The sequence below is a fragment of the Nonomuraea sp. NPDC049646 genome (assembly GCF_044465525.1).
GTDB lineage: Bacteria > Actinomycetota > Actinomycetes > Streptosporangiales > Streptosporangiaceae > Nonomuraea.
Genome location: NZ_JBITLU010000003.1, coordinates 464,241 through 490,054, shown reverse-complemented (window position 1 = coordinate 490,054; position 25,814 = coordinate 464,241). Strand labels below are relative to the sequence as shown.

Genomic DNA, 25,814 nt, shown 5'->3' with positions numbered 1-25,814 from the left:
AGGCATCACGTTTCCGGATGAGGCGGTTCCATGCTGGTCACAGAGCTGGTGCGCAGGGTCGGCGGCACCCTCGCGCAGTCTCAAGGACGCTTCCCTCTCTACGCCGACCCCGTGACGGGCGAATGGACCTGGTCCGAGGACGGGGACTGGTGCGGCGGCTTCTGGGGCGGTCTGCTGTCCCTGGCCGGGGTCGTCACCGGCGAGCCCCGCTACGCCCGTGCCGCCGGCCAGGTCGCCGAGCGGCTGGCCGCCCGCACCGACGCCCCCACCCTGCTGCGCGGCATGCTGTTCTGGTACGGCGCCGCGCTCCCGGCCGTGCTCGCCGGCGACGAGGACCCCGGCGCCACCACCGCCGTGGCCGCCGCCCGGTCGCTGAGCATCGGCTTCGACCCGCTGGCCGGCCTGCTGCCGCCCCAGGAGGAGGACGTCGTCAGGTACGGCTGGCCGCGCCCCGGCGCCTGCGTGGACGGCCTGCCCGGCACCGTCCCGCTGCTGGCCTTCGCCTGCGAACGCACCGGCGCCCGCGAACTGCTGGTGATGGCCGAGTCGCATGCCCGCACCGGCTACGCGATGTGCGTACGGGCCGACGGCTCGGTCGCCCAGACCTCGGCCGGCGCCGTCAACGGGTCCTCGCCGGGCAGCACCTGGGCCCGCGCGCAGGCGTGGGCCATGCTGGGCCTGGCCCAGGCCGCCCACCTGTCGGCCGAGTTCATCGGCCCGGCCACCGAGGTCGCCGACTGGTACCTGGCCCACGTCCCGTCCGACCTGGTCTGCTACTGGGACTTCGACGACCCCGGCATCCCCGCCGCGCCCCGCGACACCTCGGCCACCGCGATCGCCGCCGCCGCCCTGGCCAAGCTCGCGCCGCTGGCCAAGGACGGCTACCGCGAGCAGGCCGCCCGCACCCTGGACGCGCTGGCCCGCGACCACCTCAACGAGCACGGCGGCCTGGTGGACGGCTGCTACGACCGGCGCAAGGGCCTGGCCACCGCCCACGAGCTGGTCTGGGGCGACTACTTCCTGCTCGAAGCGGCCCTCACCCTCGACGGCACGCTCGACCCCGGCCGCGTCTAGACCACCAGCTCGGCGTAGCGGGCCTTCATCGTGGCCAGCACCTCGTCCGGGTCGGCCGCCCAGACGTCGGCGTTGAAGATCTCGACCTCGATGTCGCCCGCGTACCCGGCGGCCAGCACGGCCCGGGTGATCGGCGCGAAGTCGATCACCCCGTCGCCCATCATGCCCCGCCCGAGCAGCACGTCGGCGGGCAGCGGGTGCAGGTAGTCGCACACCTGGTACGACGCGATGCGCCGCCCGGCCCGCGCGACGTCCTCGGCCAGCCTGGGGTCCCACCACACGTGGAAGGTGTCCACCACCACCCCGACCTGCTCCTCCGGGTAGGGCAGGCTGAGGTCGAGCGCCTGGCCGAGCGTGGACAGCACCGCCCGGTCGGGGCAGTAGACCGGATGCAGCGGCTCCAGCGCCAGCCTGACGCCGCGCTCCCCGGCGTAGGGCGCCAGCACCGACAGCGCCTCGGCGACCCGCTCCCGCGCCCCGGCGACGTCCTTGGAGAAACCGGGCGGCAGCGGCTCGCCCGGCCGCACCCCCGGCAGCCCGCCGACCACCATCACCAGGCACGCGGCGGCCAGCTCGGCCGCCTCGTCCACGGCCCGCCGGTTGTCGTCGAGCGCCCGCTCGAACGCGCGCCGCCCCTCCTCGCCGGGCAGCCCGCCCGCCGTCAGGAAGCCGCCCCGGCACAGCGAGGACACCCGCAGCCCGGCCTCGCGCACCAGCTTGGCGCTGCGCGCGAGCCCCTCCTCGGCCACCTTCTCGCGCCACAGCCCGATCGCCTCAAGGCCGTGCCGCGCGCAGCCGTCCACGGCCTCGGCGACGGACCAACGCCTGGTCGTCCACTGGTTCAGCGACAGGCTCACAGGCCGTTCACCGCCAGCAGCGCCGTCATCCTGCGCACGGCCAGCTCGGGGTCGGCCAGCAGCCCGGCCCGGTCGGCCAGCCTGAACACCTCCGCCAGGTGGCGCAGCGAGCGCGCCGACTGGGCGCCGTTCACCATGGCGAACGCGTCCTGGTGGCCGTTGAGCCAGGCCAGGAAGACGATGCCGGTCTTGTAGTGGTACGTCGGCGCCTCGAAGATCTTCCGCGACAGGGCGACCGTGGGGGCCAGGATCTCGTCGTAGCGGGCCAGGTGGCGGGCCGCCTGCTCGCCGGTGGCGGCCTCGGCGGCGTCCAGCTCGCGCAGGGCCGCGGCGGCGGCCGGGGCGATCGCGTCGAAGATGCCGAGCAGCGCGTGCGAGCCCGACCTGATGAGGGACGGGTAGTTGAAGTCGTCTCCGGTGTAGAGCCGGACGCCCTCGGGCAGCGCGGCGCGCAGCCGCACCTCGTGCTCCTCGTCCAGCAGCGACACCTTGACGCCGTCCACCACGGCGGCGTGGGCATGGACCAGCTCCAGGAACGACTCCGTCGCGGCGTCCACGCCCGGCGCGCCCCAGTAACCGGCGAGCTGCGGGTCGAACATCTCGCCCAGCCAGTGCAGGATCACCGGGCGGTCGGCCAGGTCGAGGACCTTGCCGTACACCTGGTGGTAGTCGGCGGGCCCGGCCGCCACCCTGGCGAGCTGGCGGGAGGCCATGACGATCACGCCCGCGCCGGCCGCCTGGACGGTCTCCACCTGCTCGGCGTACGCGGCGGTGATCGTGTGCAGGTCGGCGGCGTCGGGCGCGTGGTCGGTGCCCGCGCCGCAGGCCACCAGGGCCGCCGGGTCGCCGAAGGCGCGCGCCTCCTCGGCGCTGAGCCGGATCAGCTCCTTGGTCGCCGCCCAGTCCAGGCCCATGTTGCGCTGGGCGGTGTCCATGGCGTCGGCCACCCGCAGGCCGTGCGACCACAGGTGGCGGCGGAAGCGCAGCGTGGCCGCCCAGTCGACGGCGGCGGGGGAGCCCGGCGTGTTGTCGCCGAGCGGGTCGGCGACGACGTGCGCGGCCGCGTAGACGACCCGGCTCACGGCCGGGGCGGCCGGCGCCGCCCAGGTCACCGGGTCGCGCAGCTCGTACGCGCCGCCCGGCAGGTCGATCCTCACAGCTGCGGCACCTCGATCCTGCGGCCCTCGGCGTTCGAGCGCAGGCCCAGCTCGGCGAGCTGCACGCCGCGCGCTCCCGAGGCGAAGTCGTTGGGGAACGGCGCGTCCTCCAGCACGTGCCGGACGAACGCCGCCCACTGGACCTTGAACCCGTTGTCGAACTCGGCGTTGTCCGGCACCTCCTGCCAGTCCTCGCGGAAGCGGCCCGTGGCGGGCAGGTCGGGGTTCCAGACCGGCTTGGGGGTGGCGGCCCGGTGCTGGAAGCGGCAGTTGCGCAGGCCCGCGACGGCGCTGCCGTGCGTGCCGTCCACCTGGAACTCGACCAGCTCGTCGCGGTTCACGCGGACCGTCCAGGAGGAGTTGATCTGAGCGATCACGTCCCCTTCGAGCTCGAAGATCCCGTACGCGGCGTCGTCCGCGGTGGCCTCGTACGCGCGGCCCTGCTCGTCCACCCGGGACGGCACGTGCGTCACGGCCTTGGCGTAGACCGACCGGACCCGGCCGAACAGGTTCTCCAGCACGTAGTGCCAGTGCGGGAACATGTCGAGCACGATCCCGCCGCCGTCCTGCGCCCGGTAGTTCCAGGACGGGCGCTGCGCCTCCTGCCAGTCGCCCTCGAACACCCAGTAGCCGAACTCGCCGCGCACCGACAGGATCCGGCCGAAGAACCCGCCGTCGATCAGCCGCTTCAGCTTGAGCAGGCCCGGCAGGAACAGCTTGTCCTGCACGACGCCGTTCTTCACGCCCCTGGCCGCGGCGGCCTCGGCCAGCGCGACGGCCTCCTGCACCGACTCGGCCGTGGGCTTCTCGGCGTAGACGTGCTTGCCCGCCTCGATGGCCTTGAGCACGGCCTTGACGCGGGCGCTGGTGACCTGGGCGTCGAAGTAGATCAGGTTGTCGTCGTCGGCGAGGGCGGCGTCGAGGTCGGTGGTGAAGTCCGGGATCCCGTGCCGGTCGGCCAGGTCGGCGAGCTTGCCGGCGTTCCGGCCGACCAGGACCGGGCGCAGCCTGACCCGCTCGCCGTCCGAGAGCGTGACGCCGCCCTGCTCGTTGATGGCCAGGACGGATCGGACGAGGTGCTGGCGATAGCCCATTCGTCCGGTGACGCCGTTCATCACGACGCCGATGGTGCGCACGCTCATGGGGATCCCTTCAGGCAACGGATGGGGAAAGCGCTTTCCCGAAACGTACGGCCGTCGCCCTCCGAGCGTCAAGTGGGACGGTGACGCCGGCGGGCGGAGGCGGGCCCTCCGCCCGTACGCCGGCGGGGGAGCTAGCCGTCGAGCCGGGCCAGCGCCTTGGCGATGGGATGGGCCGTGAGCGAGAGCTGCCACTCACGCGCCCCGAGCGCGCGCAGCCGCGCGGTCACGCTCTCGTCGGTGATCTCTGCGGGGGGTTCCCAGGTGAGCCTGCGCACGGCGTCGGGCTGGAGCAGGTTCTCCGTGGGCATGCGGTGCTCCTCGGCCAGCGCGGCCACCACGGCCCGCGCCGCCGCGAGGCGCTTGGCCGCCGCCGGGTCGCGGTCGGCCCAGCGGTTGGGCGGGGGCGGCCCGTCGCCGGGCGTGCTCGGCTGGGGCAGCTCGCCGTCGGGCAGCGTGCGCGCCCGGTTGACGGCGGCCAGCCAGTCGTTCATGTACCGGCGGGCGCTGCGGCCGGTGAAGGCCGAGATCTCGGTCAGGGCCTTCTTCGTGCGGGGCCCCTCAAGGGCGGCGGTGACGATCGCGGCGTCGGGCAGCACCCGGCCGGGGGCCAGGTCGTTCTCCCTGGCGATCGTGTCGCGCATGGTCCACAGCTCGCGCACGATGGCCAGCGCGCGCACGTTGCGCACCTTGTGGATGCCCGACGTGCGCCGCCACGGGTCGGAGCGCGGCACCGGCGGCGGGGTGTTGAGCACGGCCGCGAACTCCTCGCGCGCCCACTCCAGCTTCCCCGACCCGGCCAGCTCCTGGTGGAGCATGTCGCGCAGCTCGACCAGCACCTCGACGTCGAGGGCGGCGTAGCGCAGCCAGTCCTCCGGCAGCGGCCTGGTGGACCAGTCGGCGGCCGAGTGGCCCTTCTCCAGCCGCAGCCCGAGCACGGTCTCGACCATCGTGCCGAGCCCGACGCGTTCGTAACCGAGCAGCCGGCCGGCCAGCTCGGTGTCGAAGATCTCGCGCGGCTTGAAGCCGACCTCCATCAGGCACGGCAGGTCCTGGGACGCGGCGTGCAGCACGACCTCGGTGCCGGTGAGCGCGGCGTCGAGGGCCGACAGGTCGGGGCAGCCGACCGGGTCGATCAGCGCGGTGCCGGCGCCGGCCCGGCGGAGCTGGACCAGGTAGGCCCGGTTGCCGTAGCGGTAGCCGGAGGCGCGCTCGGCGTCGACCGCCACGGGGCCGGTGCCCGCGGCGAAGGCGTCGACGACCCGCGCCAGCCCGTGCGCGTCGGCGATCACCGGGGGGATGCCCTCGCGGGGTTCGAGCAGGGGCTCTACGATGCGTTCTTCTGTCATGAGCTCACCGACCTCATGACGCTGGTGCTGTCTTGACTGGTGCCCTCACTTCGTACGGTCACTCTCCGGATCATCACGTCGGCGCGGCAGCGCGGCCACGTCGGGCGGGAGCGGCGGGATCCCCGCCGCCAGGCACATGAGGTCGCACCAGGCGGCGACGTGGCCGGACAGATCCTCCTCGGCGGGCGACCAGGACGCACGCAGCTCGAGCTCGGTCGTGACCGGGTCTTCCGCCTTGTTGCCGAAGCCCTCGGACACGGCTCTAGTCACGGTACCGCCCGCGGCGGAGTAGTCGGCTTCGTGCGCCTCCAGGGCCTCGGTCAGCCAGCTCCACACGACCGGGCCGAGCAGCGGGTCGGAGGTGATCTCCGGCTCCATGTCGGCCCGGACGTAGGCCACCAGCCGGAACGGGCCCTCCCAGCCGCGCTGGCCGTCGGGGTCGTAGAGCAGGATCAGCCGGCCGACCGCGAGCTCGTCGTCGTCGCGGTAGACCGAGGCGCCGATGGCGGCCGAGTAGGGGGCCAGCCGCTGCGGCGCGGGCAGGTCCTCCAGCTCGATCTCCGGCCTGACCTCGGACAGCCGCAGGCTCTGCGCCGCGCGGGTGAACGCGGCGGGCGGCGGTGGCTGGTCACCGAGGGTCATAGCCGAAGCGTAGGTCGAGGACGGACGGAAGGGGACCACGGGGGTGCTCATCCTTGGTGATCAAGCCGCTGCCGTAACCAGCTGGCGGACCGGTCGGGTGGTCTCGGCCGAGCCGAGCAGGATCGCGTGGCCGCATTCGGCGCAGGCCCATTCCGGGCACTCGCCAGGACCGTGCCCGTCGAAGCAGGGCGGCTGCTCGAACAGCCGCTCGCCGGCGCAGGCAGCACAGCGCTCGCTGCGAACCTCCGGGGAACTCCACAACGCGGTCATCGCACCAGTCATCGAACCGGGGCCTTTCTTCGGGTCGTGGCTCCGACGTTGGCACGAGCCGCTGACAATTCCCCGCAACGCGCTCGGCGTGTCCCGAAAGTGGTCGCTGAATCGGTGCCGCGCGGTGGGTTGGTGAACATTTGGTCCAGTCGAGACCGGCTCTCTGGGCGGGCATGGGGTGTGTTCGACCCGTGTGCGACGCCGCTGCCGGGCAGACCGGTAAACCTTCATCTGGCTATCTGATCATGATTTTGGGTATCCAATGCATGTTTTTCCGACACCTCGCGCCGATGTCTCGGCCGATCCGGTGCCATGGCACCCTTGGAGGGTGAATCTCGCCGACTCAGCCTTCCTGCGCGCCTGCCGCAGGCAGCCCGTCCCGCACACCCCGGTCTGGTACATGCGGCAGGCCGGGCGATCGCTGCCCGAATACCTGAAGGTCCGCGAGGGTGTGCCGATGCTCACCGCCTGCGCGACGCCCGACCTGATCGTCGAGATCACCATGCAGCCCGTGCGCCGTTACGGCGTCGACGCGGCCATCTTCTTCAGCGACATCGTCGTCCCGCTCAAGGCCATCGGCGTCGACCTCGACATCAAGCCGGGCGTCGGCCCGGTCGTCGCCGACCCGATCCGCGACGCGCGGGGCGTGGAGACGCTGCGCCCGCTGGAGCCGGGCGACGTGCCGTACGTGACGGAGGCGATCTCGTCCCTGGTCGGCGAGCTGGGTGGCACCCCGCTGATCGGCTTCGCCGGCGCGCCCTTCACCCTCGGCTCCTACCTCATCGAGGGCGGCCCGTCGAAGAACCACGACCGCACCAAGGCCATGATGTACGGCGAGCCCGCCCTGTGGCACTCCCTCATGGAACGCCTGTCCGACATCGTGCTGGAGCACCTGCGCATCCAGATCGCGGCCGGCGCCTCGGCGATCCAGCTCTTCGACTCGTGGGTGGGCGCGGTGGCCCCGGAGGACTACCGGGAGTTCGTCCTGCCCCACACCCGGCGCATCTTCGAGGGCGTCGCGGGCGTGCCCCGCATCCACTTCGGCGTCGGCACCGGCGAGCTGCTCGGCGTGCTCGGCGAGGCCGGGGCCGACGTCGTGGGCGTCGACTGGCGGGTGCCGCTCGACGAGGCGGCCCGGCGCGTCGGGCCGGGCAAGGCGCTGCAGGGCAACCTCGACCCGGCGATCCTGCTCGCGCCGTGGGAGGTCGTGGAGCGCCGGGCCCGCGAGGTGCTGCGGCGCGGCGCGGCGGCCGAGGGGCACGTGTTCAACCTCGGCCACGGCGTGCTCCCCTCGACCGACCCCGACCAGCTCAAGCGCCTGACCGACCTGGTGCACGAAGCGGGCGCCTGACCGTCACGCGGCCGACGGACCGGGCCCGGCGGGCTCGGGGTCGGGCTCGGGCTTGGGCCCGGGCTCGGACGCGGCAGGGGGCGCGGGGCGGCGCGCGCGGTTGCGCCGCACCAGGAACACCGCCACGGCCACCAGCGGCGCCATGACGACCAGCCACGGCAGCAGCGCGCCCACCACGGTCAGCGCCGTCTTGGTGAACGACACCAGCGCCCCCCACCCGGTCTTCAGCCCGCCGAGGAAGCCCGCCGGCTCCTCGGCCGGGTCCTCGACCACGGTCACCGGCCCGACCAGCCGGAGCGTCAGCGTGGCCATCGCGACCTGGGTGGCCAGCTCCTTCTGCTGGGCCTGCAACGCCTCCAGGTCCGCCTCGCGGGAGTTGATCTCCCGCTCCACCTGCAGCACCTGCCCGATGGTCTCGGCCTTCTCCAGCAGCGTGCGCAGCGACTCCAGCGACTTCTGCGCCGACTTCAGCCGGCTCTCGACGTCGGCGACCTGGAGGGTGACGTCCTGGGTGCCCTGGGTCATCGAGAGCTGCTTGCCCAGCTCCTTGCCCAGCCTGGCGGTCACGTCGGCGTACCGGGCGGGCGGGATCTTGAACTCCAGCAGGGCCGTGTCCTCGGTGTCGCCGGCCGACTCCGCCTCCTCCTTCGACAGGTAGCCGCCCGCCGCCGTGACGAGCTGCTTGGCCTGCTGCGCGGCCGAGGTGACCTGCTTGGCGCGGACGGTCATGCTGCCGGTGTAGATCACCTGCCGGTCCGGCTGCCGTTGCTCCGGCTTGACGCCGGAGACGGCGCTGCCGCCGTCCTGCGGCGCTGGCCGCCGCTGCGACGCGGCCTGCTTCTGCGGCGCGGCCAGGTCCCGCGCCTCGGGGGCGGCCATGCCCTGCGAGACCTTCGCGGGCGAGCCGCCCGACGCCATCTCGACGGTGCCGCCGCCGCAGCCCGCGAGCAGCAGAGTGGCGCAGGCCGAGAGCGCGACGCCTAACCGGGTTCTCCTCATGCCCTCTATGACGGAAACCGGATCACCCCGGTTTGGCGACATACATCACGGTAGGGTCACGTGCCCCGAACAGCTGGGCGGTCTGCCGAGGCGGTAGCGTCAGGAGACGTGGAAGGGAATCGGGCGCACGTCGTCGTCATCGGCGGTGGGATCTCCGGCCTGGCGGCCGCGTGGTTCCTCCGTCAGGGTACGAGCGAGCAGGTCAAGGTCACCGTGTTGGAGGGCAGCCCCCGCCTCGGCGGCAAGCTGCACGCCTCCGAGGTCGCGGGGGTGAGCCTCGACGCCGGGGCCGAGGCCATGCTGGCCCGCCGGCCGGAGGGCGTCGAGCTGGCCAAGGCCGTCGGGCTGGAGGACGATCTCGTCCTCCCCGGCACCGTGCGGTCGGCCGTCTACTCCAGGGGCGCGCTGCGGCAGATGCCGAAGGGGCACGTCATGGGCGTGCCGGCCGACCTGGCGGAGCTGGCCAGGTCCGGCATCATCTCGCCCGGCGGCCTGCTGCGGGTGCCGCTCGACCAGGTCCTGCCGCCCACGCTGGTGCGCACCGACGTGTCCGTGGCCTCCTACATCCGGGCCAGGATGGGCGGCGAGGTCGTCGAGCGCCTGGTCGAGCCGCTGCTCGGCGGGGTCTACGCCGGCCGTTCCGACATGCTGTCGCTGGAGGCGACGATGCCGCAGGTCGCGGCCGTCGCCAGGGCCGAGCGCTCGTTGCTGAGCGCCGCCCGGCACATCGTCGAGGAGGCGCCCAAGAACGGCGGGCCGGTCTTCACGACGCTGCGCCAGGGCCTGGGCGGCCTGCCCGAGGCGGTGGCCAAGGCGTCCGGGGCCGACGTCCGCACCGGCGTGACCGTGCGCGAGCTCCACCGCACCGAGCAGGGCTGGCGGCTGGTCGCCGGGCCGGTGCCGCGGCCCGAGGTGATCGAGGCCGACGCGGTGATCCTGGCCGCGCCCGCGCCCGCCGCCGCCCGCCTGCTCAAGGCCGAGGTGCCCAAGGCCGCCGCCGAGCTGGCCAGGATCGAGTACGCCAGCATGGCCGTCGTCACGCTCGCCTACCCGATCGACGCGCTGCCGAAGCCGCCGACCGGCAGCGGCTACCTGGTGCCGCCGGTGGAGGGCCGGCCGGTCAAGGCCGTGACGTTCAGCTCGGTGAAGTGGCCCCACCTGGCCCAGGACCTGCTGCTCGTACGCTGCTCGGTCGGCCGGATCGGCGAGGAGCACCTGCTCCAGCGCGACGACGCGGAGCTGGTGTCGCTGGCCACGGCCGAGCTGGCCGACGTGGTGGGCGTGCGCGGCCTGCCGGTCGACAGCCGGGTCACCCGCTGGGGCGGCGGGCTGCCGCAGTACAACGTGGGCCACCTCGACCGGGTGGCCAGGGTGCGCGCCGCGGTCTCCGGCGCCGCCGGGCTCGCCGTGTGCGGCGCGGCCTACGACGGCATCGGCGTCCCCGCCTGCATCGCGACCGCCCGCACGGCCGCGGCCCGGATTCTGGACCACCTGTCGCGAGAAGGAGAATGAAGGACATGACAGAGGGCGCGCCGCGGCCGAAGGCCCGCGATCTCAACCAGGTGATCCGTTACACCATGTGGTCGGTCTTCCAGGTGACCGAGCAGGTCCCGGGCAACCGGGAGAACATGGCCGACGAGGTCGAGGAGCTGCTCGCACAGGCGGCCGGGAAGGACGTCGTGACCAGGGGGGTCTACGACGTCGCCGGCTTCCGTGCCGACGCCGACTACATGTTCTGGTGGCACGCTCCCACGCCCGAGGACCTCCAGGACGTCTACTCCCGCTTCCGCCGCACCGGCCTCGGCCGGCACAGCAGGCCGGTCTGGTCGGCCATGGCGCTCCACCGGCCGGCCGAGTTCAACAAGTCCCACATCCCGGCCTTCCTGGCCGAGGAGGAGCCGCGGGCGTACGTCAGCGTCTACCCGTTCGTGCGCTCCTACGAGTGGTACCTGCTGGAGGACTCCGAGCGGCGGGCGATGCTGGCCGAGCACGGCCGGATGGCCCGCGACTACCCCGACGTGCGGGCCAACACCGTGGCCTGCTTCTCGCTCAACGACTACGAGTGGATGCTGGCGTTCGAGGCCGACGAGCTCCACCGCATCGTCGACCTGATGCGCACGCTGCGCGGCGCGCAGGCCCGCCGGCACACCCGCGTGGAGATCCCGTTCTACACGGGCGCCCGCAAGCCGGTGCAGGAGCTCGTCGCGGCCCTGCCGTAGCGGTCGTGGTGGTCCGGCGAGGAACGTCGGGGCCAACTTGACGATCTCCCTGAAGTGATCTATCCCCTTTGTCACAATCGAGGGTGAATTCCCTTTCGGTGGCGTGACGTCGTGGCACGATCCACGCAGGGGCGAGGAGGGCCGGGTGGAACAGTCCGCGGAAGGTCAGGGCCCCGGACGCCGGCGCGCGCCAGGCCGCCACGCAGCGTTACCGGACACGACCCCGGCCGCCCGGCACCCCGCCGACCGGCCGGACACCCGCACCGGCGGCGCACACGAGACCGCCGGCCGGGCTGAGGCCGGTACGCGTCACGCGCGGGCGACCGACGGGCCGGCTGAGGCCGGTAGGCGTCACGCGCGTGCGACCGGCGGCCCGGCTGAGGTGCGTACGGGGCGCGGGCGGCGTGGGCGGCGGCGGCGCGCGCGTACGGGAACACGGGCTCTGGCCGCGGGCGCGGTGGCGCTGGCCGGGGGAGTGGCGCTGCTGCTCGGCCTGAACGGCGCGCTCGGCGGCACGGTCGCCGCCTCCGGAGCCCCGGCCGGCGCGGACGGCGCCACGGCCAGGCGGGAACCGGCGGCGGAGGGCGGCGTCCCGGCGAACCCGGGACGGGCGCCGGCCAGCGGCAAGGGCGCCGCCGAGGCGCGCGAGCTGCCGAAGGGCCAGGCCCGGCCGAGCACGCCGGCCGCCGCCGACCCCGCCGGGTCGGGGACGCCCGCAAAGACCGGCACCGCCGACCCCGCCGCGAAGCCGGACGCCGTCCAGGGCAAGCCGGACACCGTCACGGGGCGGACCGAGACCGGCGACGCCCAGGTCAGCCTGCCCGAGGCCGATGCCCCGGGCGACGCCAAGAGCGGCGACTCGGCCGGTTACAAGGCCGACGGCCCGTCGCGGCACACCGACCGGGAGGCCGCCGAGTACTTCCACGCCCGCTGGGGACGGGGCGACAAGGCGATGAAACACCTCAAAGACATCCGCACCATAGGCGGATATTTGCGCATTTACACGAACTTACCGGACAGCGCCGACAACTCCGCGACGGCGATCACGCTGTGCAAACGCGGCCTGGAGTACCTCAGGGCGAACGGCGTGAAGCGGCCGATCGTGTTCGTGCAGGCGGAGTTCGGCGAGAACGGGAACCCCGTCCTCGCCAACATCCTGGGCCCGTCCGATCACAGTTGCCGCGTCACCTACCCCCGGCCGAACTGACGCGCGCCGGGACGCCCACCGGGGCGGGCTAGCGCACCCGGACCCTCGTCTTGGAGCACACCTCGCACCGCTGAGTCACGACACGCCCGATCGTCTCAATCGTCACCCAGCGGTGGCGAAGATGGACACGGCCCACAAGCAGGCCCCTACCCCTTGTGGACGATCGGTACGCTCTGTCGCTAATCGATCACCCCTTGGGTTCGAGCCTCAGCGAGACCGAGTTGATGCAGTAACGATCGTCGGTCGGCGTCGGATAGCCCTCGCCGTGGAAGACGTGCCCGAGGTGGGAGTCGCAGCGGGCGCAGCGCACCTCCGTGCGCACCATGCCGTGACTGTTGTCCTCGATCAGCCTCACCGCCTCCGACCCCGACGGCTCGAAGAAGCTCGGCCATCCGCAGTGCGACTCGAACTTCGTGTCGGACCGGAACAGCTCGGCGCCGCAGGCGCGGCACGAGTACACGCCCTCGGTCTTGGTGTCGACGTACTCCCCCGTGAACGGGCGCTCGGTGCCGGCCTCCCTGAGCACGTGGAACTCCTCAGGAGAGAGCCTGGCACGCCATTCGGCCTCGCTCTTGACCACCTTGTCCATGCGTCCAGACTACGAGATCCGGCAAAAAGAGATCTCCGCAGGGTGAAGCATCCTTTCTCGGCCGAATTCGCGTCTTTGTCGGTAAGGGGGTGTCATCGCCTCCTGCCAAGGGGTGAGATCGTCCGCGGCTCGCCGTAGCGGCACAGCCCACGCCCGTGCTGGCGCCGCTGGCGACCCGAGATGGCCGGCCGGGTGGCGCGCCAGCGCCCGGAACGGCGATGGATGATCTTAGGTCCGTCCCGTCGAGCCCCGGTCCCGCCACCGACGCGGCTCCGGGACGGGCCCACCTCTATTGCCAGATGTCGCGCCGGTCGTCGAGCCGGTCGTCGCGTCGCCCGTCGTCTCGGCTGTTCTGTCGGGGCGGGGGAGTAGGTTCGGTGGCATGGCATCGCCGTTCATAGAGCTCAAGGTGGGGGAGCGGACCGTCAAGGTCACCAATCCCGACAAGGTCTACTTCCCGGAGATCGGGGCGACAAAGCGGGAGCTGGTCGAGTACTACGTGAGCGTCGGCGAAGGGGCCCTGCGCGCGCTCAGAGACCGGCCGACCAACATCAAGCGCCATCCCGACGGCGTCCAGACCGAGGCCATCTACCAGAAGCGCATGCCGCCCAGGCATCCCGAGTGGCTGCAGTCGGTCACGGTCACCTTTCCCAGCGGCCGCACCGCCGACTCGCTCCGGGTGACCGAGGTCGCCGCGATCGCCTACTGCGCCAACCTGGGCACGATCGACTTCCACCCCTGGCAGGTGCGGGCCGCCGACGTCGAGCACCCCGACGAGCTGCGCATCGACCTCGACCCGCAGCCCGGCCTGGAGTTCGACGCCGCGCGCCGGGCCGCCGAGCGCACCCGCGAGGTGCTCGACGAGCTGGGCATGGCGGGGTTCGTCAAGACCTCGGGCAACCGCGGCGTGCACATCGCGGTGCGCATCGAGCCCCGCTGGGACTTCGTCCAGGTGCGCCACGCCGGCATCGCGCTGGCCAGGGCGGTCGAGGCGCGCGATCCCGCCCTGGTGACCACCGCGTGGTGGAAGGAGGAGCGCGGCGACCGCGTCTTCATCGACTTCAACCAGAACGCCAGAGACCGCACCGTCGCCAGCGCCTACTCCGTCCGGGCTCGCCCGCACGCCCCCGTCTCGACCCCGCTGACCTGGGACGAGCTGGCCGACGCCGACCCGCGCGACTTCGACATCCGCACCGTCCCGGCCCGCTTCGCCAAGCTGGGCGACGTGCACGCGGCCATCGACGACCGGGCGTACTCGATCGAGCCCCTGCTGGAGATGTACGCCGCCGACGACCGCGGCGACCTGCCCTACCCGCCCAACTACCCGAAGATGCCGGGCGAGCCCAAGCGTGTCCAGCCCAGCAAGGCCAGGAACGCGCCGGAGGACAAGTGACGCCTCCGGAGATCGCTCTCCCGCCGGGCGGAGCGGGAATCTCGGTCACCGGCGTTTGACTCCCGGAGCGGGAATCTCGGTCGTCGGCGGTTGACTCCCGGAGCGGGAATCTCGGTCACTGGCCCTTGACCCCCGGTGACGGCGACCCCCGAGAGCCGCGAAAGGCCGGCCCCGTCGTGGGGCCGGCCTTTTCGCGGGAGCCGGTCAGCAGGTGTCGGCTCCGTCGAAGGTGCGCACGCCGCGCGGCACGCGCGAGTAGATGGTCTCGCCGGGGTCCACGGTCTGGCAGGCGCCGTCCGTCCCGCGCGCCCAGATGATCTTCAGTCGGAGCCGGTAGCCGCAGTCGTTGCGGGCGTAGCCGGTCTTGGTGATGGTCCCGGTGGTCTGCCAGACGGTCACGCACGAGGGCGCGTTCCCGGCCGGCGCCGCCCAGGCCGGCAGCGCGCTGAAGGTGCAGCACGCGACGGCGAGGGTGGCGAGGGCTGCTCGGGTGGCTGGGCGCATGTGAGGTGTCCTTCCGTTCCGGCCTCGGCCAGGCGGCTGCCTGGGCAGGGGGCGAGGTGGAGACATGAGTGAACATCTCAGACCGATAACGGCGGTGGCGATCGTGACCTGGTACAGGATGAGAGCCGCAGGTCTGGGCGTGTCGCGCGTAACGCTGCGCCGACGCTTCCGAAAATGTGGTCGAGTCCCCACAAAGCCCTGCACCCCCTTCCGCGTGGCGAAACGCTCCGGAGGGCAGGACGGCCGAACCCTCCCGAGGCATGACGCCGGAACTCACGCGGCCGGGCCGAACTTGTCAGGCGTTTCCCGCATCGAAACGGTCATGAACTCAAGCGCCACGCACAAGAGCAGCCCGATGGCCCGCCGACTCCGCGTCTGGGCGTCGACCGTCGTCCTGTCGACCTCACTGGCGCCGATCCTCGCCACGGGCGCCGCCTTCGCCGCGACCGGCCCGGCGGCGAAGGACCCGTTCCAGGGCATCGACTGGGCGCCCGTCGTGGAGCGGGCGCTGCACTGCCCCAAGCCGGGGCCGAAGGACAGCTGGTACGTCGTCCGCGCCCGCGTCGCCGCCGTCGGCGACCTCACCCGGGACGGGCGTCCCGACACCGTCGTCACCTCGTCCTGCCCGAGCCCCACGGCGGGCAACCCGGTGATCTCCTTCGTCTACGACGGCGCGTCCCGGCGTTCGGCCCCGCGGCTGATCGGGACGCTCGGCAAGAACCGGTACTTCAAGACCCAGACGGTCACCGTCCAGCACGGCGAGGCGCGCCTGAGCGGCAAGGTGGTCAGCGACAAGGCTCCCCGGTGCTGCCCCGACCTGCTCGTCCGCCAGACCTACAAGTGGACCGGCAAGGCGTTCCAGCGGACGTCGGAGAAGCTGGCCAAGCTCTCCTGAGCGGGCCGGCGGCTGTGGGCCGCACGGCCGGACCCGGCGCCTGGGACGGGGCCCGACGGCCCGGCCGTGCGGCGGCACAGGAGGTGCGGCCGAGATCGAAGGTAACTCCCGTACCTCCCACCGGGGCAGAAATCGGATAGGAAAGTTTCCGCCCCCGGTAGGAGATTCCTCCTCCGGGTAGAAAAGAGCTCACCCCGGCGGGAGGTCAGCGGCGCACGAGGTGGTGCGGCGCCAGTTCGCGGGTCTCGCCGCGTTCCAGGTAGACCACCCGGTCGGCCAGGCCCACCTGCTCGATGTGGTGCCGGAAGTCGTCCAGCGGTGAGCTGAAGACGCCGTAGTCGTCGAAGTGCACCGGCACCACCGTGTGCGGGTTGATCAGGTCGACCCAGGTTGCGCCCTGCTCGCCGTCCATGGTGACCAGCAGGGTGCCGAGCAGGCGGGTGCCGCCCAGGTGCACGAGCGCGAGGTCGACCTCGGGGAAGCGACGCGGGATCGCCTCCAGGCGGCGGTCGAGCAGGGTGTCGCCGCTGATGTGCAGGCGCAGCTCCACCAGGCCCTCGGGGCCGCGGAACTCCAGCATCGTCCCGATCACCGGCGGCAGCAGCGCCTCGGCGGGACCGGGCGCGTGCCGGGCGGGCAGGGCGGTGACGGTCACGCTGCCCTGCGGGCCGTTCAGCTCGTGCTGCTCCCACACCTCCAGGCCCGTGCTGCGGCCGAAGCCGCGGCGGCGCAGCGTGCGCGCCGCCTGCCGGGTGGTGATGATCTGGGTGCCCTTGTCCAGGCCCTTCTCGGTCACCCGGTCCCAGTGGTCCCCGTGCAGGTGCGACAGGACCACCGCGTCGATGGGCGGCAGGTCCGACACGTCGATGGCCGGGTCCTTCAGCCGGCGCGAGCTCAGGCCGTAGCCCAGGTACGCCCGCTGGCCGCGGTGCAGGAAGTTGGGATCCGTCAGCAGCGTGAAGCCGTTGTAGCGGATCAGCGTGGTCGCGTTGCCGATGAACTGCAGGCTGCCCTTCATCCGGCTCACCCCGGATACGGAGGGTGCTGGCCCGGAGGCACGCCGCCGCCCTTGCCGCCGCCCTTGTGCCCCTTGTCGCTGCCGTGCGGACGGCCGGCCCGCTTGCCGCCGCTCTTCGACTCCGGCACGGCGTCGGTGGATTTCGAGTTCGCTCCAGACTTGCCCGACCGGCGAAGTTCGGGCTGTTGCGGATTACTCATGGCTTTTGTCCCCCTTTGCGGCTTATCACCTACCTCGCTGCTCCACCGCCAAACCCGCCGCCAAACCCGCCGCCAAACCCGCCGCCGAACCCGCCGCCGAACCCGCCGCCCGCGGCGCCTACCGGGTCAGGCCCGCGTCGTGGGCGATGAGGCCCGCCTGGGTGCGGTTGTGGCAGCCCAGCTTGTCCAGCAGGCGCGACACGTACCCCTTGACGGTGGGTTCGGCCAGGTGGAGGCGGGCGGCGATCCGCGCGTTCGACAGCCCCTCGCCGAGGCAGGCCAGCACCTCGCGCTCGCGTCCGGTCAGCGACTCCAGCAGCTCGCGGGCGCGGGCGCGGGCCGGGTCCGCGGCGGCCGAGGCCGCCACCAGCCGGCGGGCGGCGACCGGCGACAGCACGGTGTGCCCCTCGGCGGCCACCCGGACGAGCCCGATCAGGTCCTCCGGCGGCGTGGACTTGACCAGGAAGCCGGCGGCCCCCGCGCGCAGGGCGCGCAGCACGTACTCGTCGGCGTCGAACGTCGTCAGCACCACGACGACCGGCGGCCGGGGCAGCTCGGCCAGGCGTTCGATCGCGGTGAGCCCGTCCACGCGGGGCATGCGCAGGTCCATCAGCACGACGTCCGGACGGGCGCGCACGACCGCCTCGACGCCGGCCGCGCCGTCGTGGGCCTCGTCCACGACCTCGATGTCGGGCGCCGAGCCGAGGATGGTGCGCAGGAAGCGGCAGACCATCGGCTCGTCGTCCACGACCACGACCCTGATCATGTGGCCACGTACGCCGGGAGGACGGCCTCGACGGTGAACCCGCCGTCGGGGGCCGGCCCGGCGCGCAGCGTGCCGTGCACGACCTCGACCCGCCGCCGCAGGTCGGCGATGCCGAGGCCGGAGCCGGTGCCGGCCAGGGGGCCGCCGGGCAGGCCGGTCGGCGGCGTGTTGCGCACCGCGAGCCGGACCCGCGCCTGGCCGTACTCGATCCGCACCTGCACCCGCGCGCCCGGCGCGTGCTTGCGCACGTTGGTCAGCGCCTCGCGCACGATCCGGTACGCCGTGCGCCCCACCACCGGCGAGGCCAGCGCCCGGTCGCCCTCCTCGACCAGCTCGACCGGGGTGCCCACGGAGGCGGACTCGGCGACCAGCGCGGCGAAGTCGGCCGCCGACGGCGGCACGTCCGGCTCCGGCGCGGTGCGCAGGACGCCGATCAGGTCCCGCAGCTCGTCGAGCACCTGGCAGCCCGCGGCCCGCAGCTCCTCGGCGGTCTGCCGGGTGTGCTCGTCGGCCGCGGTGACCCGCAGCGCGCCGGCCTGCAGCACCATGAGGCTCACCCGGTGGGTGACGACGTCGTGCATCTCGCCGGCCAGCCGGGCGCGCTCCTCGGCGCGGGCCTGCTCGGCCAGCAGGTGCCGCTCGCGTTCGGCCCGCTCGGCGCGTTCGACCAGCATCCTGAGCACCCGCCGCCGTCCGTCGAGGTAGAGCGCGAGCAGCGGGCCGACGGCGGTGCGCAGCACCCCGTCGACGAGCACGCCGGCCGACGGGTCCCACACCCGCGCGATCACCATCGTGTACGCGGCCAGCGCGGCGACGGCGATCCGCCGGTCCCTGCGGTCGTAGAGCGGCCCGTACGCCGCCGCGATGGTCGCGAACGGCGCCCACACGTTCCCCTGCCCGGCCGGGACCAGCACCCCGCCCGGCGAGATCAGCAACGTCAGCACCAGCGTGTACGTCCCCAGCACCGCCAGGACCGTCAGCGGCGCCCGGCGGCGGGCCACCAGCGACAGGCAGGCGGCCGCCTGGACCGCCAGCAGCGTCCAGGCGAGGGGACCCGGACGCTCCGGCCACCACGACAGGCCGAGCAGCGTCGAGCCGGTGTCCAGCAGCGCGAAGCCGCCCGCGATGACCACGTCCAGGACGAGGGAACGGCGACACGCCCCTGCACACATGCCGCAAACGCTACGACATCCCCGTATGCCGCAAATATCCGGCAAGTGGGAAACCATACGAAAGTCGCATGCGCTCCCGCCGATCGTCGCCCCCACCACCGACGGCCCGCTCTGCCGTACGGCCACCCCGCCGCCGTGCAATGGACCCATGACGAACCTGCCCCCGCTGGGCCGCTACGAGATCGACACCGAGAACTCCGCGATCCACTTCACCACCCGGCACCTGTACGGCCTCGCCCGCGCCCGCGGCACCTTCGACGTCAGGGGCGGCACCGTGGACGTCGCAGAACCGCTCGCCGACTCCCGCGTGCGCGTGGAGATCGACGCCGCCGGCTTCCACACCGGCAACCACCGCCGCGACGAGACCGTGTGCTCGCCCCGCTTCCTCGACGTCGCCCGCCATCCCGTGATCACCTTCACCGGCGGCCCCAGCGGCGACGGGACGCTGACCGGCACGCTCACCGTCACCGGCGTCGAGCGCCCGCTCACCCTCACCGTCCAGCGCTGCGACGTGACCGCGAACGGCTTCACCGTCGTGGTCGCCGCCCGGGTGGACCGGACCGCCTTCGGGGTGACCGCCATGCCCGGCATCGCCGCCCGGCACCTGGCGATGTCGGCCGAGGTCAGGTGCGTGCGGGCGGGCGTCACGGATCGCGGGGAAGGCCGAGCGCGCGCTCGGCGATGATGTTGAGCTGCACCTCCGTGGTGCCGCCGCCGATGGTGAAGGCCCGGGTGGTCAGGATCATGCGGTTCCAGTGGCGGTCGGACGGCGCCAGCGACCAGCAGAACTCCGAGACCGCCTGCGCGTGCCGCATGCCGAGCAGCTTGCGCACGCTGGAGGCGGGCCCCGGGCCGGCCCCGGCCAGCCTGGACAGCGTCACGCGCAGCCCGAGCGCCGAGATCGCCTGGCCCTCGGCCCACAGGCGGCCCGCCTGCTCGCGTTGCGACTGCCGCAGCGGCGGCAGGCTCGCGACCAGCCGGATCAGGTCGGTGTGCCGGGAGCCCGGCCCCCAGGAGTCGCCGAGCGCGACCCGCTCGTGGGAGAGCGTGTCGCGGGCCACCCGCCAGCCGCCGTCCACCTCGCCCACCACCAGGTCGTCCGGGACGAAGACGTCGTCGAGGAAGACCTCGTTGAAGATCTCGTCCCCGTTGATCTCCTTGAGCGGCCGGACCGTGACGCCCGGGGCCGACATGTCCACCAGGAAGTACGTGATCCCCTCGTGCTTGGGCCTGCCGGGGGAGGTGCGGGCCAGGCAGATGCCCCAGTGGGCGTACTGGGCGAGGGACGTCCAGATCTTCTGGCCGGTCAGCGACCAGCCGCCCTCGACGCGGGTGGCCCTGGTGGACAGAGCGGCCAGGTCGGACCCGGCGCCGGGCTCGCTGAACAGCTGGCACCACACGAGCTCGCCGGTGAACGTCCTGGGCAGGAAGCGCTCCCGCTGCTCGGGGGTGCCGTACGTGACGATGGACGGGACCGCCCAGGCGGCGATCCCCAGGTTGGGACGCTTGAGGTCGCGGAACTCCTGGTGGATGATCACCTGTTCCAGCGGCGTGGCCGCGCGGCCCCACGGCCTGGGCAGGTAGGGCATGATCCAGCCCTCCCGCGCGAACCGGCCCAGCCGGGCGAGCGGCTCCTCGCGCCGCAACGACTCGGCCTCCGCCCTGATCGCCTCCCTGAGCGGGACGGACTCCTCGGGCAGGTCGGGCTCCATCGCCCGGCGGGCGCCCGCCAGGGCCAGCCCGGCGACCTGCTCGGCCCACGGCCCCGGGTCGCCGGCCAGCATGCGGCCGGACAGGGCGCGGCGGTAGTGGCGGTGGGCGTCGTGCTCGAAGGTGTAGCCGATGCCGCCGAGCACCTGGATGGCGTCGGCCGCGCAGCGCACCGCCGCGTCCGGCCCCAGCACGGCCGCCACCCCGGCGGCCAGCCGCACGTCGTCACCGAGTGCGCCGGGTCCGCCGGGTCCGCCGGGTCTGTCCGTGGGAGGGGTGTCCAAGGCGCGGGCGGCGTCCCAGACGGCGGCGCGGGCCTGCTCCAGGGCCACCAGGGCGGCCGCCACCCGGTGCTTGACGCCCTGGAACTGGCCGATCGGGCGGCCGAACTGCTCGCGTACCTTGGCGTGGGCGGCGGCCGTGCCGACCGCCCAGGCGGCGGTGCCGCACGCGTCCGCGCCGAGCAGCACCGCGGCCAGCTCCCGCACCGGCACCGGCCCCAGCAGGCGCTCCGGCGGGACGTCGCCGTCCGTGACGGCCGTGACCGTGCACAGGTCCCGGTCCGGGTCGACGCCCTCGGCGGGCTCGGCGCGCACGCCGGCCCGGTCGAGCAGCGCCCACCCGTCACCGTGCGGCACGAGGAACAGGTCGGCCCCGGCCGCCCCGAGGGCGAGCGGCCCGAGCGCGACGGCCGCCGTCAGCGACCCGTCGGCCAGCCCGCGCAGCAGGCCGGGCGCGGGACTCGCGGACCGGGCGAGCGCCGCCGAGGCCAGCACGGCCGGCAGGTACGGCCCCGCCACCCGCAACTCGCCCAGCACCTCCAGCGCCACGCACGACTCGACCAGCCCGAACCCCTGACCGCCGTGCTCCTCCGGCAGGTGCAGCCCCAGCAGCCCCTGCCCGGCCAGCGCCCGGTGCTCGACGGTACGCCCCGCCAGCCCCCGTACGGAGGCCGCCAGCGCCTGGTGTTCCTCGGTCAGCCCGATCCCCATGGACGCACACTAGAAGGATATTCGGTCGATCTCCAGGGGCCGGGAAAATCGTTGGCGCGCGGCCGGCGGGGGTGGTTACCCTGGCGACTGTCCCGTTCGGTGCGACTTCTGGAGGTGGGTTGATGACCGGCATGGCGCCCAGCGCGCCTCACCGTGTCACGGGCGTGCCCGCCTCTCCTGTGTTCCAGAGCCTGAGGACGAGCATCTAGTCCTGGCCCCAGCGGCCGGACCGCCTGTGGCACCAGCGTGCCCGTGAGGCCCGCTCGGCGCTCCCTTGCTGCCTTTTTCACGACAAATCCGGCAAGGAGAACCCAGGTTGTCTGCCAACGGCAAACCTCGTTCCATCATCAGCACCGACACCTTCGCCTGCGTCCGCTGCGGCCTGACCGTCGCCGCGTACGCGCCCGGCGGCGTCCGCCGCAACCACTGCCCGAGCTGCCTGCACTCGCTGCACGTGCTCGACCGGGTGGAGGGCGGCCCGTCGGAGTGCCGGTCGCGGATGAACCCGATCTCCATCGCGGTCCTCCGCACCGGCGACTGGATGATCATCCATCGCTGCTCGCGCTGCGGCGAGCTGACGTCCAACCCCATCTGCGGGGACGACAACCAGCTCATCCTCATGCGCATGGCCGTACGCCCGCTCGCGCAGCCGCCGTTCCCGCTCGAAGCGTTCGGCGACCTGTGACATGCCCAGGAGGAACCCTGGCCGGGCCAGGCCGCAACAGCCCAAGGCCGTACAGCGCGGCGAGCGCGGCGACGCGTTCCGCTGCGTCGGCTGCCGGCTGGACGTACCGATGGACGCGCCCGGCACGGCGCACCGCAACCACTGCCCGCACTGCCTGACCAGCCTGCACGTCGACCACCGGATCCCGGGGGACCGGCGGGCGGGCTGCCGGGGCCTGATGGCGGCGCTCAGCGTCACCGTCAGGCCGGACGGGGAGTGGCTGATCATCCACCACTGCCAGGCGTGCGGCGGGCTCAGCGCCAACCGCATCGCCGGCGACGACAACGCGCTGGCCCTGCTGCGCATCGCCGTACGGCCGCTGTCCGACAGCCGCCTGCCGGTGAACGCCCTGCTGGCGCTCTGACAAGGGGCGCGCTCTGACAAGGGGCGCGCTCTGACAAGAGGTGCTCACAGAAGGCGCTCGGGAAGCGCCTTGACGACGGCGGGCCGCCCTCCGGGGCGGCCCGCCCCCTCGTGACGGCTCAGTCGTCGCCGAACTCCAGGCGCAGGGCCAGCGTGAAGTCGGTCACCGCCTCCTCGTGCCGCTCCATCTCCTGGAAGATCTCGCCGCGCACCCGGTAGGCCCAGATGTACTCGGGGTCCAGCTCGATGGCCCTGTCCAGGTCGCGCAGCGCGGCCTCGTTGTCGCCCATCTCGCTCAGCACCGCGCCCCGGCTGCCGAACGCGCGGTCGTTGTCGGGGTCGAGCTCGACCGCGCGGTTCAGGTCGGCCAGCGCCTCCTGGTAGCGGTCGATCATGCGCAGCGCCTCGCCGCGCCGGCTGAGCGCCCGCACGTGGTCGGGGTCGGCCTCCAGGGCCCTGGTGTAGTCGGCGATGGCCTCGCTGTAGAGGTGCATGCGCTGGTACAGGTCGCCGCGCGCCACCCACGAGTACGCCAGCTCCTCGTTCAACGCGATGATCTTGGCGTGCTCGTCCAGGGCCTCGTCCAGCCGGTCCATGTCCACCAGGGCGTCGGCCTTGGCCTCCAGGATCCACAGGGACTCGGGGGCGAGGGTGAGCGCGTGGTCGAAGTCGTCCATCGCCTCCTCCAGCCGGCCGAGCGCCGCGTACGCCTGCCCGCGCGAGCCCAGCGCGTACGCGCTGTCGGGTTCCAGTCTCAACGACTCGTCGAAGTCGGCCAGGGCGGCCTCGTACCGCTCGATGACCCGATGGCTCTCGCCGCGCAGCCGCCAGGCGCGGGCGTTGTCCGGGACCAGCGTTATCGACTCGGTCAGATCGGCGATAGCGGCCTCGTGCCGCGACAGCGCGATGTACGATTCGGCTCGGCTGCGCAGCACGGACGCGCGCGACTGGGCGGCTGCCTCGGACAGCTCGGACTGGTCGTTGATCCCCTCGCTCATGGAGGGAATCTATCTAACTAAATCTGGATGATGGCCGCCTTTTCCCGGGTGTACTCCAGGACGGAATCGTGGCCGTACCCGCTGTCCTTCACGCCGCCGAACGGCAGGCCCGGAGGCATCTGGCGGTAGGTGTTCACCCACACGGTGCCGCTCTGCAGATCCCGCACGAACCGGTGCGCCCGTCCGAGGTCCCGCGTCCACACCCCGGCCGCCAGCCCGTACGGCGAGTCGTTGGCGATCTCCAGCGCCTGCTCGTCGCTGTCGAACGGGATGGCCACCGCCACCGGCCCGAAGATCTCCTCCTGGCAGATGCGCAGGCCGTTGTCCTCGGTGGTGTAGAGCGTGGGCGCCACCCAGTAGCCGCCCGGCAGGCCGGGCACCACCTCGGCGCCCGACCGTCCGCCGAAGACCAGCTCGGCGCCCTCCTTCTCGGCCGTCTCCAGGTACGAGCGCACCCGCTCGAACTGCCCGGCCGACACGATCGGGCCCATGGTCGTGGCCAGGTCGAGAGGGTCGTCCAGGACCAGCCCGGCGCAGATGTGCCTGATCCGCCCGAGCAGGTCGTCCCAGATCGACCGGTGGACGAGGATGCGCGAGCCGGCCACGCACACCTGCCCGGCGTTGCCGGTGTAGACCGAGTTCACGGTGACGCCCTGCGCGGCGGCGTCCAGGTCGGCGTCGGGGAAGACGATGTTGGGCGACTTGCCGCCCAGCTCGAACGTCAGCGGCTTCAGCGCGTCCGCCGAGGCCCGGGTGATGGCCTGGCCGGTGGCCGTGGAGCCGGTGAGGCTGATCTTGCCGACGTCCCGGTGCCGGACGAGCGCGTCGCCGACCTCCTCGCCGAGCCCGCTGACGATGTTCAGCACGCCGGGCGGGAACACCTCGGCCAGTAGCTCGCCCAGCCGCAGCACCGACGCGCTGGCCTGCTCGGCGGGCTTGACGATCACCGTGTTCCCGGCGGCCAGGGCGTAGGCCGCCTTGGCGGAGAAGGTCGAGACAGGGGAGTTCCAGGGGATGATGCAGACCGCCACCCCGTACGGCTCGCGCCGCGTCAGACCGAGCGTGTCGGGCCCGAGCAGGACGGTGTCGCCCTTGACCGCCTCCAGGCACTGCCCGGCGGCGAGCTGCCACAGGTACGCCATGCCCGGCAGGTCCTTCTTGAGCGTGTCGCGCAGGATGCGGCCGTTGTCGCGGGTCTCCAGCCGGGCCAGCTCCTCGGCGTGCCGGGCGAACAGCTCCGACACCTTGCGCAGGAAGTGCGCCCGGCCCAGCGCGGGCATGGCCGACCAGGCGGGGAAGGCCGCCCGCGCCGCCGCCACGGCGGCCTCGGCCTCGCGCGCGCCGCTGGCCGGGATCCGGGCCCACGCCTCGCCCGTGGCGGGGTTGACGGTGTCCATCGTCCGGTCCGCGGGGACCAGCTCGCCGCCGATGAGATTGCGGTAGTCAGGCACGTGCCCAAGCATATGCTTGCTTGTCACGGGCAGGCCAGTCCCGGAGGGATCGGGGCATAATGGTCTTCCGTGAAAATCGAGCTGACCTGGCCGGAAACCGCCGACGAGCCCCTGCTCGCCGCCGTCCACCGCGTGCTGCACGCCGTCGTCGAGCTGGGAGGCGCGGTCGGCTACCTCGCGCCGCCCACGAGGGACGAGACCGACCCCTGGGTGGAGGCCACGCTCGCCATGGCGAGGAAGGGCGAGGGGCGGCTCGCCCTGGCCACCGTCGACGGCACGGTGCAGGCCATGGGCCTGTGGCGGCGCGGCCAGGAGGCGGTCTTCCGGCACTCCGCCGAGGTCGGCAAGGTCATGGCCCACCCGCAGGCGCGCGGGCTCGGGCTCGGCCGGGTGGTCGTGGCCGGCCTCGCCGACGACGCCCGCGCCGCCGGCATCGAGACGCTCACGCTGCGGGCGCGCGGCAACAACCACGGCGCGATCGCGCTCTACCAGAGCCTCGGGTTCCGCGAGTGGGGGCGGCTGCCGAACGTGGTCGAGGTGGGCGAATGGCGCTTCGACGAGGTGAACATGTACCTGGAGCTCGGCCGCCCGCCCGGCACCGTCCTGCACGGCTCCTCCCCGGGCGGCCCCGGCTCCTCCCCGCAACCGGGCTCCTCCCCGCAACCGACGACCTCCCCGCAACCGACGACCTCCCCGCAACCGACGACCTCCCCGCAGCCCGGCCCCTCCCCGCGGCCGCAGCCCGGCTTCTCGCCCGGACCCGGCTAGGATCGGG

General features: G+C 73.1%; 26 protein-coding genes. 11 read left to right on the top strand and 15 right to left on the bottom strand.

Annotated features, from left to right (window positions below):
* Positions 1 to 30 precede the first annotated feature (30 nt).
* Complete coding sequence (locus ACIBQ8_RS11315) at positions 31 to 1,074, top strand: glycoside hydrolase family 88 protein (protein WP_397176366.1); 1,044 nt, start codon at positions 31 to 33, stop codon at positions 1,072 to 1,074.
* Here ACIBQ8_RS11315 and ACIBQ8_RS11310 read toward each other — a convergent pair.
* From ACIBQ8_RS11310 to ACIBQ8_RS11290, 5 genes are all read right to left on the bottom strand, one after another.
* Complete coding sequence (locus tag ACIBQ8_RS11310) at positions 1,071 to 1,931, bottom strand: sugar phosphate isomerase/epimerase family protein (protein WP_397191843.1); 861 nt, start codon at positions 1,929 to 1,931, stop codon at positions 1,071 to 1,073. The genes ACIBQ8_RS11315 and ACIBQ8_RS11310 overlap by 4 nt on opposite strands.
* The gene (locus ACIBQ8_RS11305) at positions 1,928 to 3,088 is read right to left on the bottom strand and encodes a dihydrodipicolinate synthase family protein (protein ID WP_397191842.1); all 1,161 of its coding nucleotides are present in this window, start codon (positions 3,086 to 3,088) and stop codon (positions 1,928 to 1,930) included. Before ACIBQ8_RS11305 ends, ACIBQ8_RS11310 begins: the two co-directional genes overlap by 4 nt.
* A complete protein-coding gene (locus ACIBQ8_RS11300; RefSeq protein WP_397176361.1) occupies positions 3,085 to 4,230 on the bottom strand; it encodes a Gfo/Idh/MocA family protein in 1,146 nt (381 codons plus the stop codon). Before ACIBQ8_RS11300 ends, ACIBQ8_RS11305 begins: the two co-directional genes overlap by 4 nt.
* 131 nt (positions 4,231 to 4,361) lie before the next feature.
* Positions 4,362 to 5,576 (bottom strand): HRDC domain-containing protein, encoded by a 1,215-nt coding sequence (locus ACIBQ8_RS11295; RefSeq protein ID WP_397176360.1) that lies wholly within the window; start codon positions 5,574 to 5,576, stop codon positions 4,362 to 4,364.
* 45 nt (positions 5,577 to 5,621) lie between these two features.
* The gene (locus ACIBQ8_RS11290) at positions 5,622 to 6,218 is read right to left on the bottom strand and encodes a DUF3000 domain-containing protein (RefSeq protein WP_352365603.1); all 597 of its coding nucleotides are present in this window, start codon (positions 6,216 to 6,218) and stop codon (positions 5,622 to 5,624) included.
* 670 nt (positions 6,219 to 6,888) lie between these two features.
* Here ACIBQ8_RS11290 and hemE point away from each other — a divergent pair.
* Positions 6,889 to 7,839 carry a uroporphyrinogen decarboxylase gene (hemE, locus tag ACIBQ8_RS11285; RefSeq protein ID WP_397191963.1) on the top strand — a complete coding sequence of 317 codons (951 nt, stop codon included), beginning with the start codon at positions 6,889 to 6,891 and terminating at the stop codon, positions 7,837 to 7,839.
* A 3-nt stretch (positions 7,840 to 7,842) separates the two neighbouring features.
* Here hemE and ACIBQ8_RS11280 read toward each other — a convergent pair whose 3' ends face one another.
* The gene (locus tag ACIBQ8_RS11280; RefSeq protein ID WP_397191841.1) at positions 7,843 to 8,838 is read right to left on the bottom strand and encodes a DUF4349 domain-containing protein; all 996 of its coding nucleotides are present in this window, start codon (positions 8,836 to 8,838) and stop codon (positions 7,843 to 7,845) included.
* Between the two features lie 108 nt (positions 8,839 to 8,946).
* On the opposite strand from ACIBQ8_RS11280, the gene hemG reads away from it, so the two are divergent.
* The 3 genes from hemG to ACIBQ8_RS11265 all read left to right on the top strand — a co-directional run bounded on the left by hemG (position 8,947) and on the right by ACIBQ8_RS11265 (position 12,264).
* The gene (gene hemG / locus ACIBQ8_RS11275; RefSeq protein ID WP_397191840.1) at positions 8,947 to 10,350 is read left to right on the top strand and encodes a protoporphyrinogen oxidase; all 1,404 of its coding nucleotides are present in this window, start codon (positions 8,947 to 8,949) and stop codon (positions 10,348 to 10,350) included.
* A 5-nt stretch (positions 10,351 to 10,355) separates the two neighbouring features.
* The gene (gene hemQ, locus ACIBQ8_RS11270) at positions 10,356 to 11,057 is read left to right on the top strand and encodes a hydrogen peroxide-dependent heme synthase (protein WP_352365611.1); all 702 of its coding nucleotides are present in this window, start codon (positions 10,356 to 10,358) and stop codon (positions 11,055 to 11,057) included.
* A gap of 382 nt (positions 11,058 to 11,439) precedes the next feature.
* On the top strand, positions 11,440 to 12,264 hold the full coding sequence (locus ACIBQ8_RS11265; RefSeq protein ID WP_397191839.1) for a hypothetical protein: 825 nt from the start codon (positions 11,440 to 11,442) through the stop codon (positions 12,262 to 12,264).
* 187 nt (positions 12,265 to 12,451) lie between these two features.
* On the opposite strand, the gene msrB is transcribed toward ACIBQ8_RS11265, so the two are convergent.
* Entirely contained in the window at positions 12,452 to 12,853 is a 402-nt protein-coding gene (gene msrB, locus ACIBQ8_RS11260; protein WP_352325044.1) for a peptide-methionine (R)-S-oxide reductase MsrB, read from the bottom strand.
* 382 nt (positions 12,854 to 13,235) lie between these two features.
* Here msrB and ligD point away from each other — a divergent pair, with 382 nt between their 5' ends.
* Positions 13,236 to 14,246 (top strand): non-homologous end-joining DNA ligase, encoded by a 1,011-nt coding sequence (gene ligD / locus ACIBQ8_RS11255; RefSeq protein ID WP_397176352.1) that lies wholly within the window; start codon positions 13,236 to 13,238, stop codon positions 14,244 to 14,246.
* Positions 14,247 to 14,450: 204 nt separating this feature from the next.
* Here the strand turns inward: ligD and ACIBQ8_RS11250 are convergent, their stop codons facing one another.
* Positions 14,451 to 14,750, bottom strand: a complete 300-nt coding sequence (locus ACIBQ8_RS11250; RefSeq protein WP_397176350.1) for a hypothetical protein — start codon at positions 14,748 to 14,750, stop codon at positions 14,451 to 14,453.
* A gap of 322 nt (positions 14,751 to 15,072) precedes the next feature.
* Between ACIBQ8_RS11250 and ACIBQ8_RS11245 the strand changes: the two genes are divergently transcribed.
* Complete coding sequence (locus ACIBQ8_RS11245) at positions 15,073 to 15,645, top strand: hypothetical protein (protein WP_397191838.1); 573 nt, start codon at positions 15,073 to 15,075, stop codon at positions 15,643 to 15,645.
* Positions 15,646 to 15,850: 205 nt separating this feature from the next.
* Here the strand turns inward: ACIBQ8_RS11245 and ACIBQ8_RS11240 are convergent, their stop codons facing one another.
* The 4 genes from ACIBQ8_RS11240 to ACIBQ8_RS11225 all read right to left on the bottom strand — a co-directional run bounded on the left by ACIBQ8_RS11240 (position 15,851) and on the right by ACIBQ8_RS11225 (position 18,801).
* Positions 15,851 to 16,663: an MBL fold metallo-hydrolase gene (locus tag ACIBQ8_RS11240; RefSeq protein WP_397176347.1), complete on the bottom strand. Its 813-nt coding sequence runs from the start codon at positions 16,661 to 16,663 to the stop codon at positions 15,851 to 15,853.
* 5 nt (positions 16,664 to 16,668) lie between these two features.
* A complete protein-coding gene (locus ACIBQ8_RS11235) occupies positions 16,669 to 16,863 on the bottom strand; it encodes a hypothetical protein (RefSeq protein ID WP_352325673.1) in 195 nt (64 codons plus the stop codon).
* Between the two features lie 118 nt (positions 16,864 to 16,981).
* Positions 16,982 to 17,629, bottom strand: a complete 648-nt coding sequence (locus ACIBQ8_RS11230) for a response regulator (RefSeq protein ID WP_397191837.1) — start codon at positions 17,627 to 17,629, stop codon at positions 16,982 to 16,984.
* The gene (locus ACIBQ8_RS11225) at positions 17,626 to 18,801 is read right to left on the bottom strand and encodes a sensor histidine kinase (protein WP_397191836.1); all 1,176 of its coding nucleotides are present in this window, start codon (positions 18,799 to 18,801) and stop codon (positions 17,626 to 17,628) included. Before ACIBQ8_RS11225 ends, ACIBQ8_RS11230 begins: the two co-directional genes overlap by 4 nt.
* A gap of 148 nt (positions 18,802 to 18,949) precedes the next feature.
* Between ACIBQ8_RS11225 and ACIBQ8_RS11220 the strand changes: the two genes are divergently transcribed.
* Entirely contained in the window at positions 18,950 to 19,486 is a 537-nt protein-coding gene (locus ACIBQ8_RS11220) for a YceI family protein (RefSeq protein ID WP_397191835.1), read from the top strand.
* Here the strand turns inward: ACIBQ8_RS11220 and ACIBQ8_RS11215 are convergent.
* Positions 19,446 to 21,503, bottom strand: coding sequence for an acyl-CoA dehydrogenase (locus ACIBQ8_RS11215; RefSeq protein WP_397191834.1), 2,058 nt, complete (start codon positions 21,501 to 21,503; stop codon positions 19,446 to 19,448). The two genes, ACIBQ8_RS11220 and ACIBQ8_RS11215, sit on opposite strands and share 41 nt — an antisense overlap.
* Positions 21,504 to 21,819: 316 nt before the next feature.
* Between ACIBQ8_RS11215 and ACIBQ8_RS11210 the strand changes: the two genes are divergently transcribed.
* Both ACIBQ8_RS11210 and ACIBQ8_RS11205 read left to right on the top strand, forming a co-directional pair.
* Positions 21,820 to 22,188 carry an RNHCP domain-containing protein gene (locus ACIBQ8_RS11210; protein WP_352325680.1) on the top strand — a complete coding sequence of 123 codons (369 nt, stop codon included), beginning with the start codon at positions 21,820 to 21,822 and terminating at the stop codon, positions 22,186 to 22,188.
* Position 22,189: 1 nt separating this feature from the next.
* On the top strand, positions 22,190 to 22,591 hold the full coding sequence (locus ACIBQ8_RS11205; RefSeq protein WP_397176337.1) for an RNHCP domain-containing protein: 402 nt from the start codon (positions 22,190 to 22,192) through the stop codon (positions 22,589 to 22,591).
* Positions 22,592 to 22,709: 118 nt separating this feature from the next.
* Here ACIBQ8_RS11205 and ACIBQ8_RS11200 read toward each other — a convergent pair whose 3' ends face one another.
* Positions 22,710 to 23,588: a tetratricopeptide repeat protein gene (locus ACIBQ8_RS11200; protein ID WP_397191833.1), complete on the bottom strand. Its 879-nt coding sequence runs from the start codon at positions 23,586 to 23,588 to the stop codon at positions 22,710 to 22,712.
* Positions 23,589 to 23,605: 17 nt separating this feature from the next.
* Positions 23,606 to 25,051: an aldehyde dehydrogenase family protein gene (locus tag ACIBQ8_RS11195; protein WP_397176333.1), complete on the bottom strand. Its 1,446-nt coding sequence runs from the start codon at positions 25,049 to 25,051 to the stop codon at positions 23,606 to 23,608.
* A gap of 57 nt (positions 25,052 to 25,108) precedes the next feature.
* Here ACIBQ8_RS11195 and ACIBQ8_RS11190 point away from each other — a divergent pair, with 57 nt between their 5' ends.
* On the top strand, positions 25,109 to 25,807 hold the full coding sequence (locus ACIBQ8_RS11190) for a GNAT family N-acetyltransferase (RefSeq protein ID WP_397191832.1): 699 nt from the start codon (positions 25,109 to 25,111) through the stop codon (positions 25,805 to 25,807).
* The last annotated feature ends 7 nt before the right edge of the window (positions 25,808 to 25,814 follow it).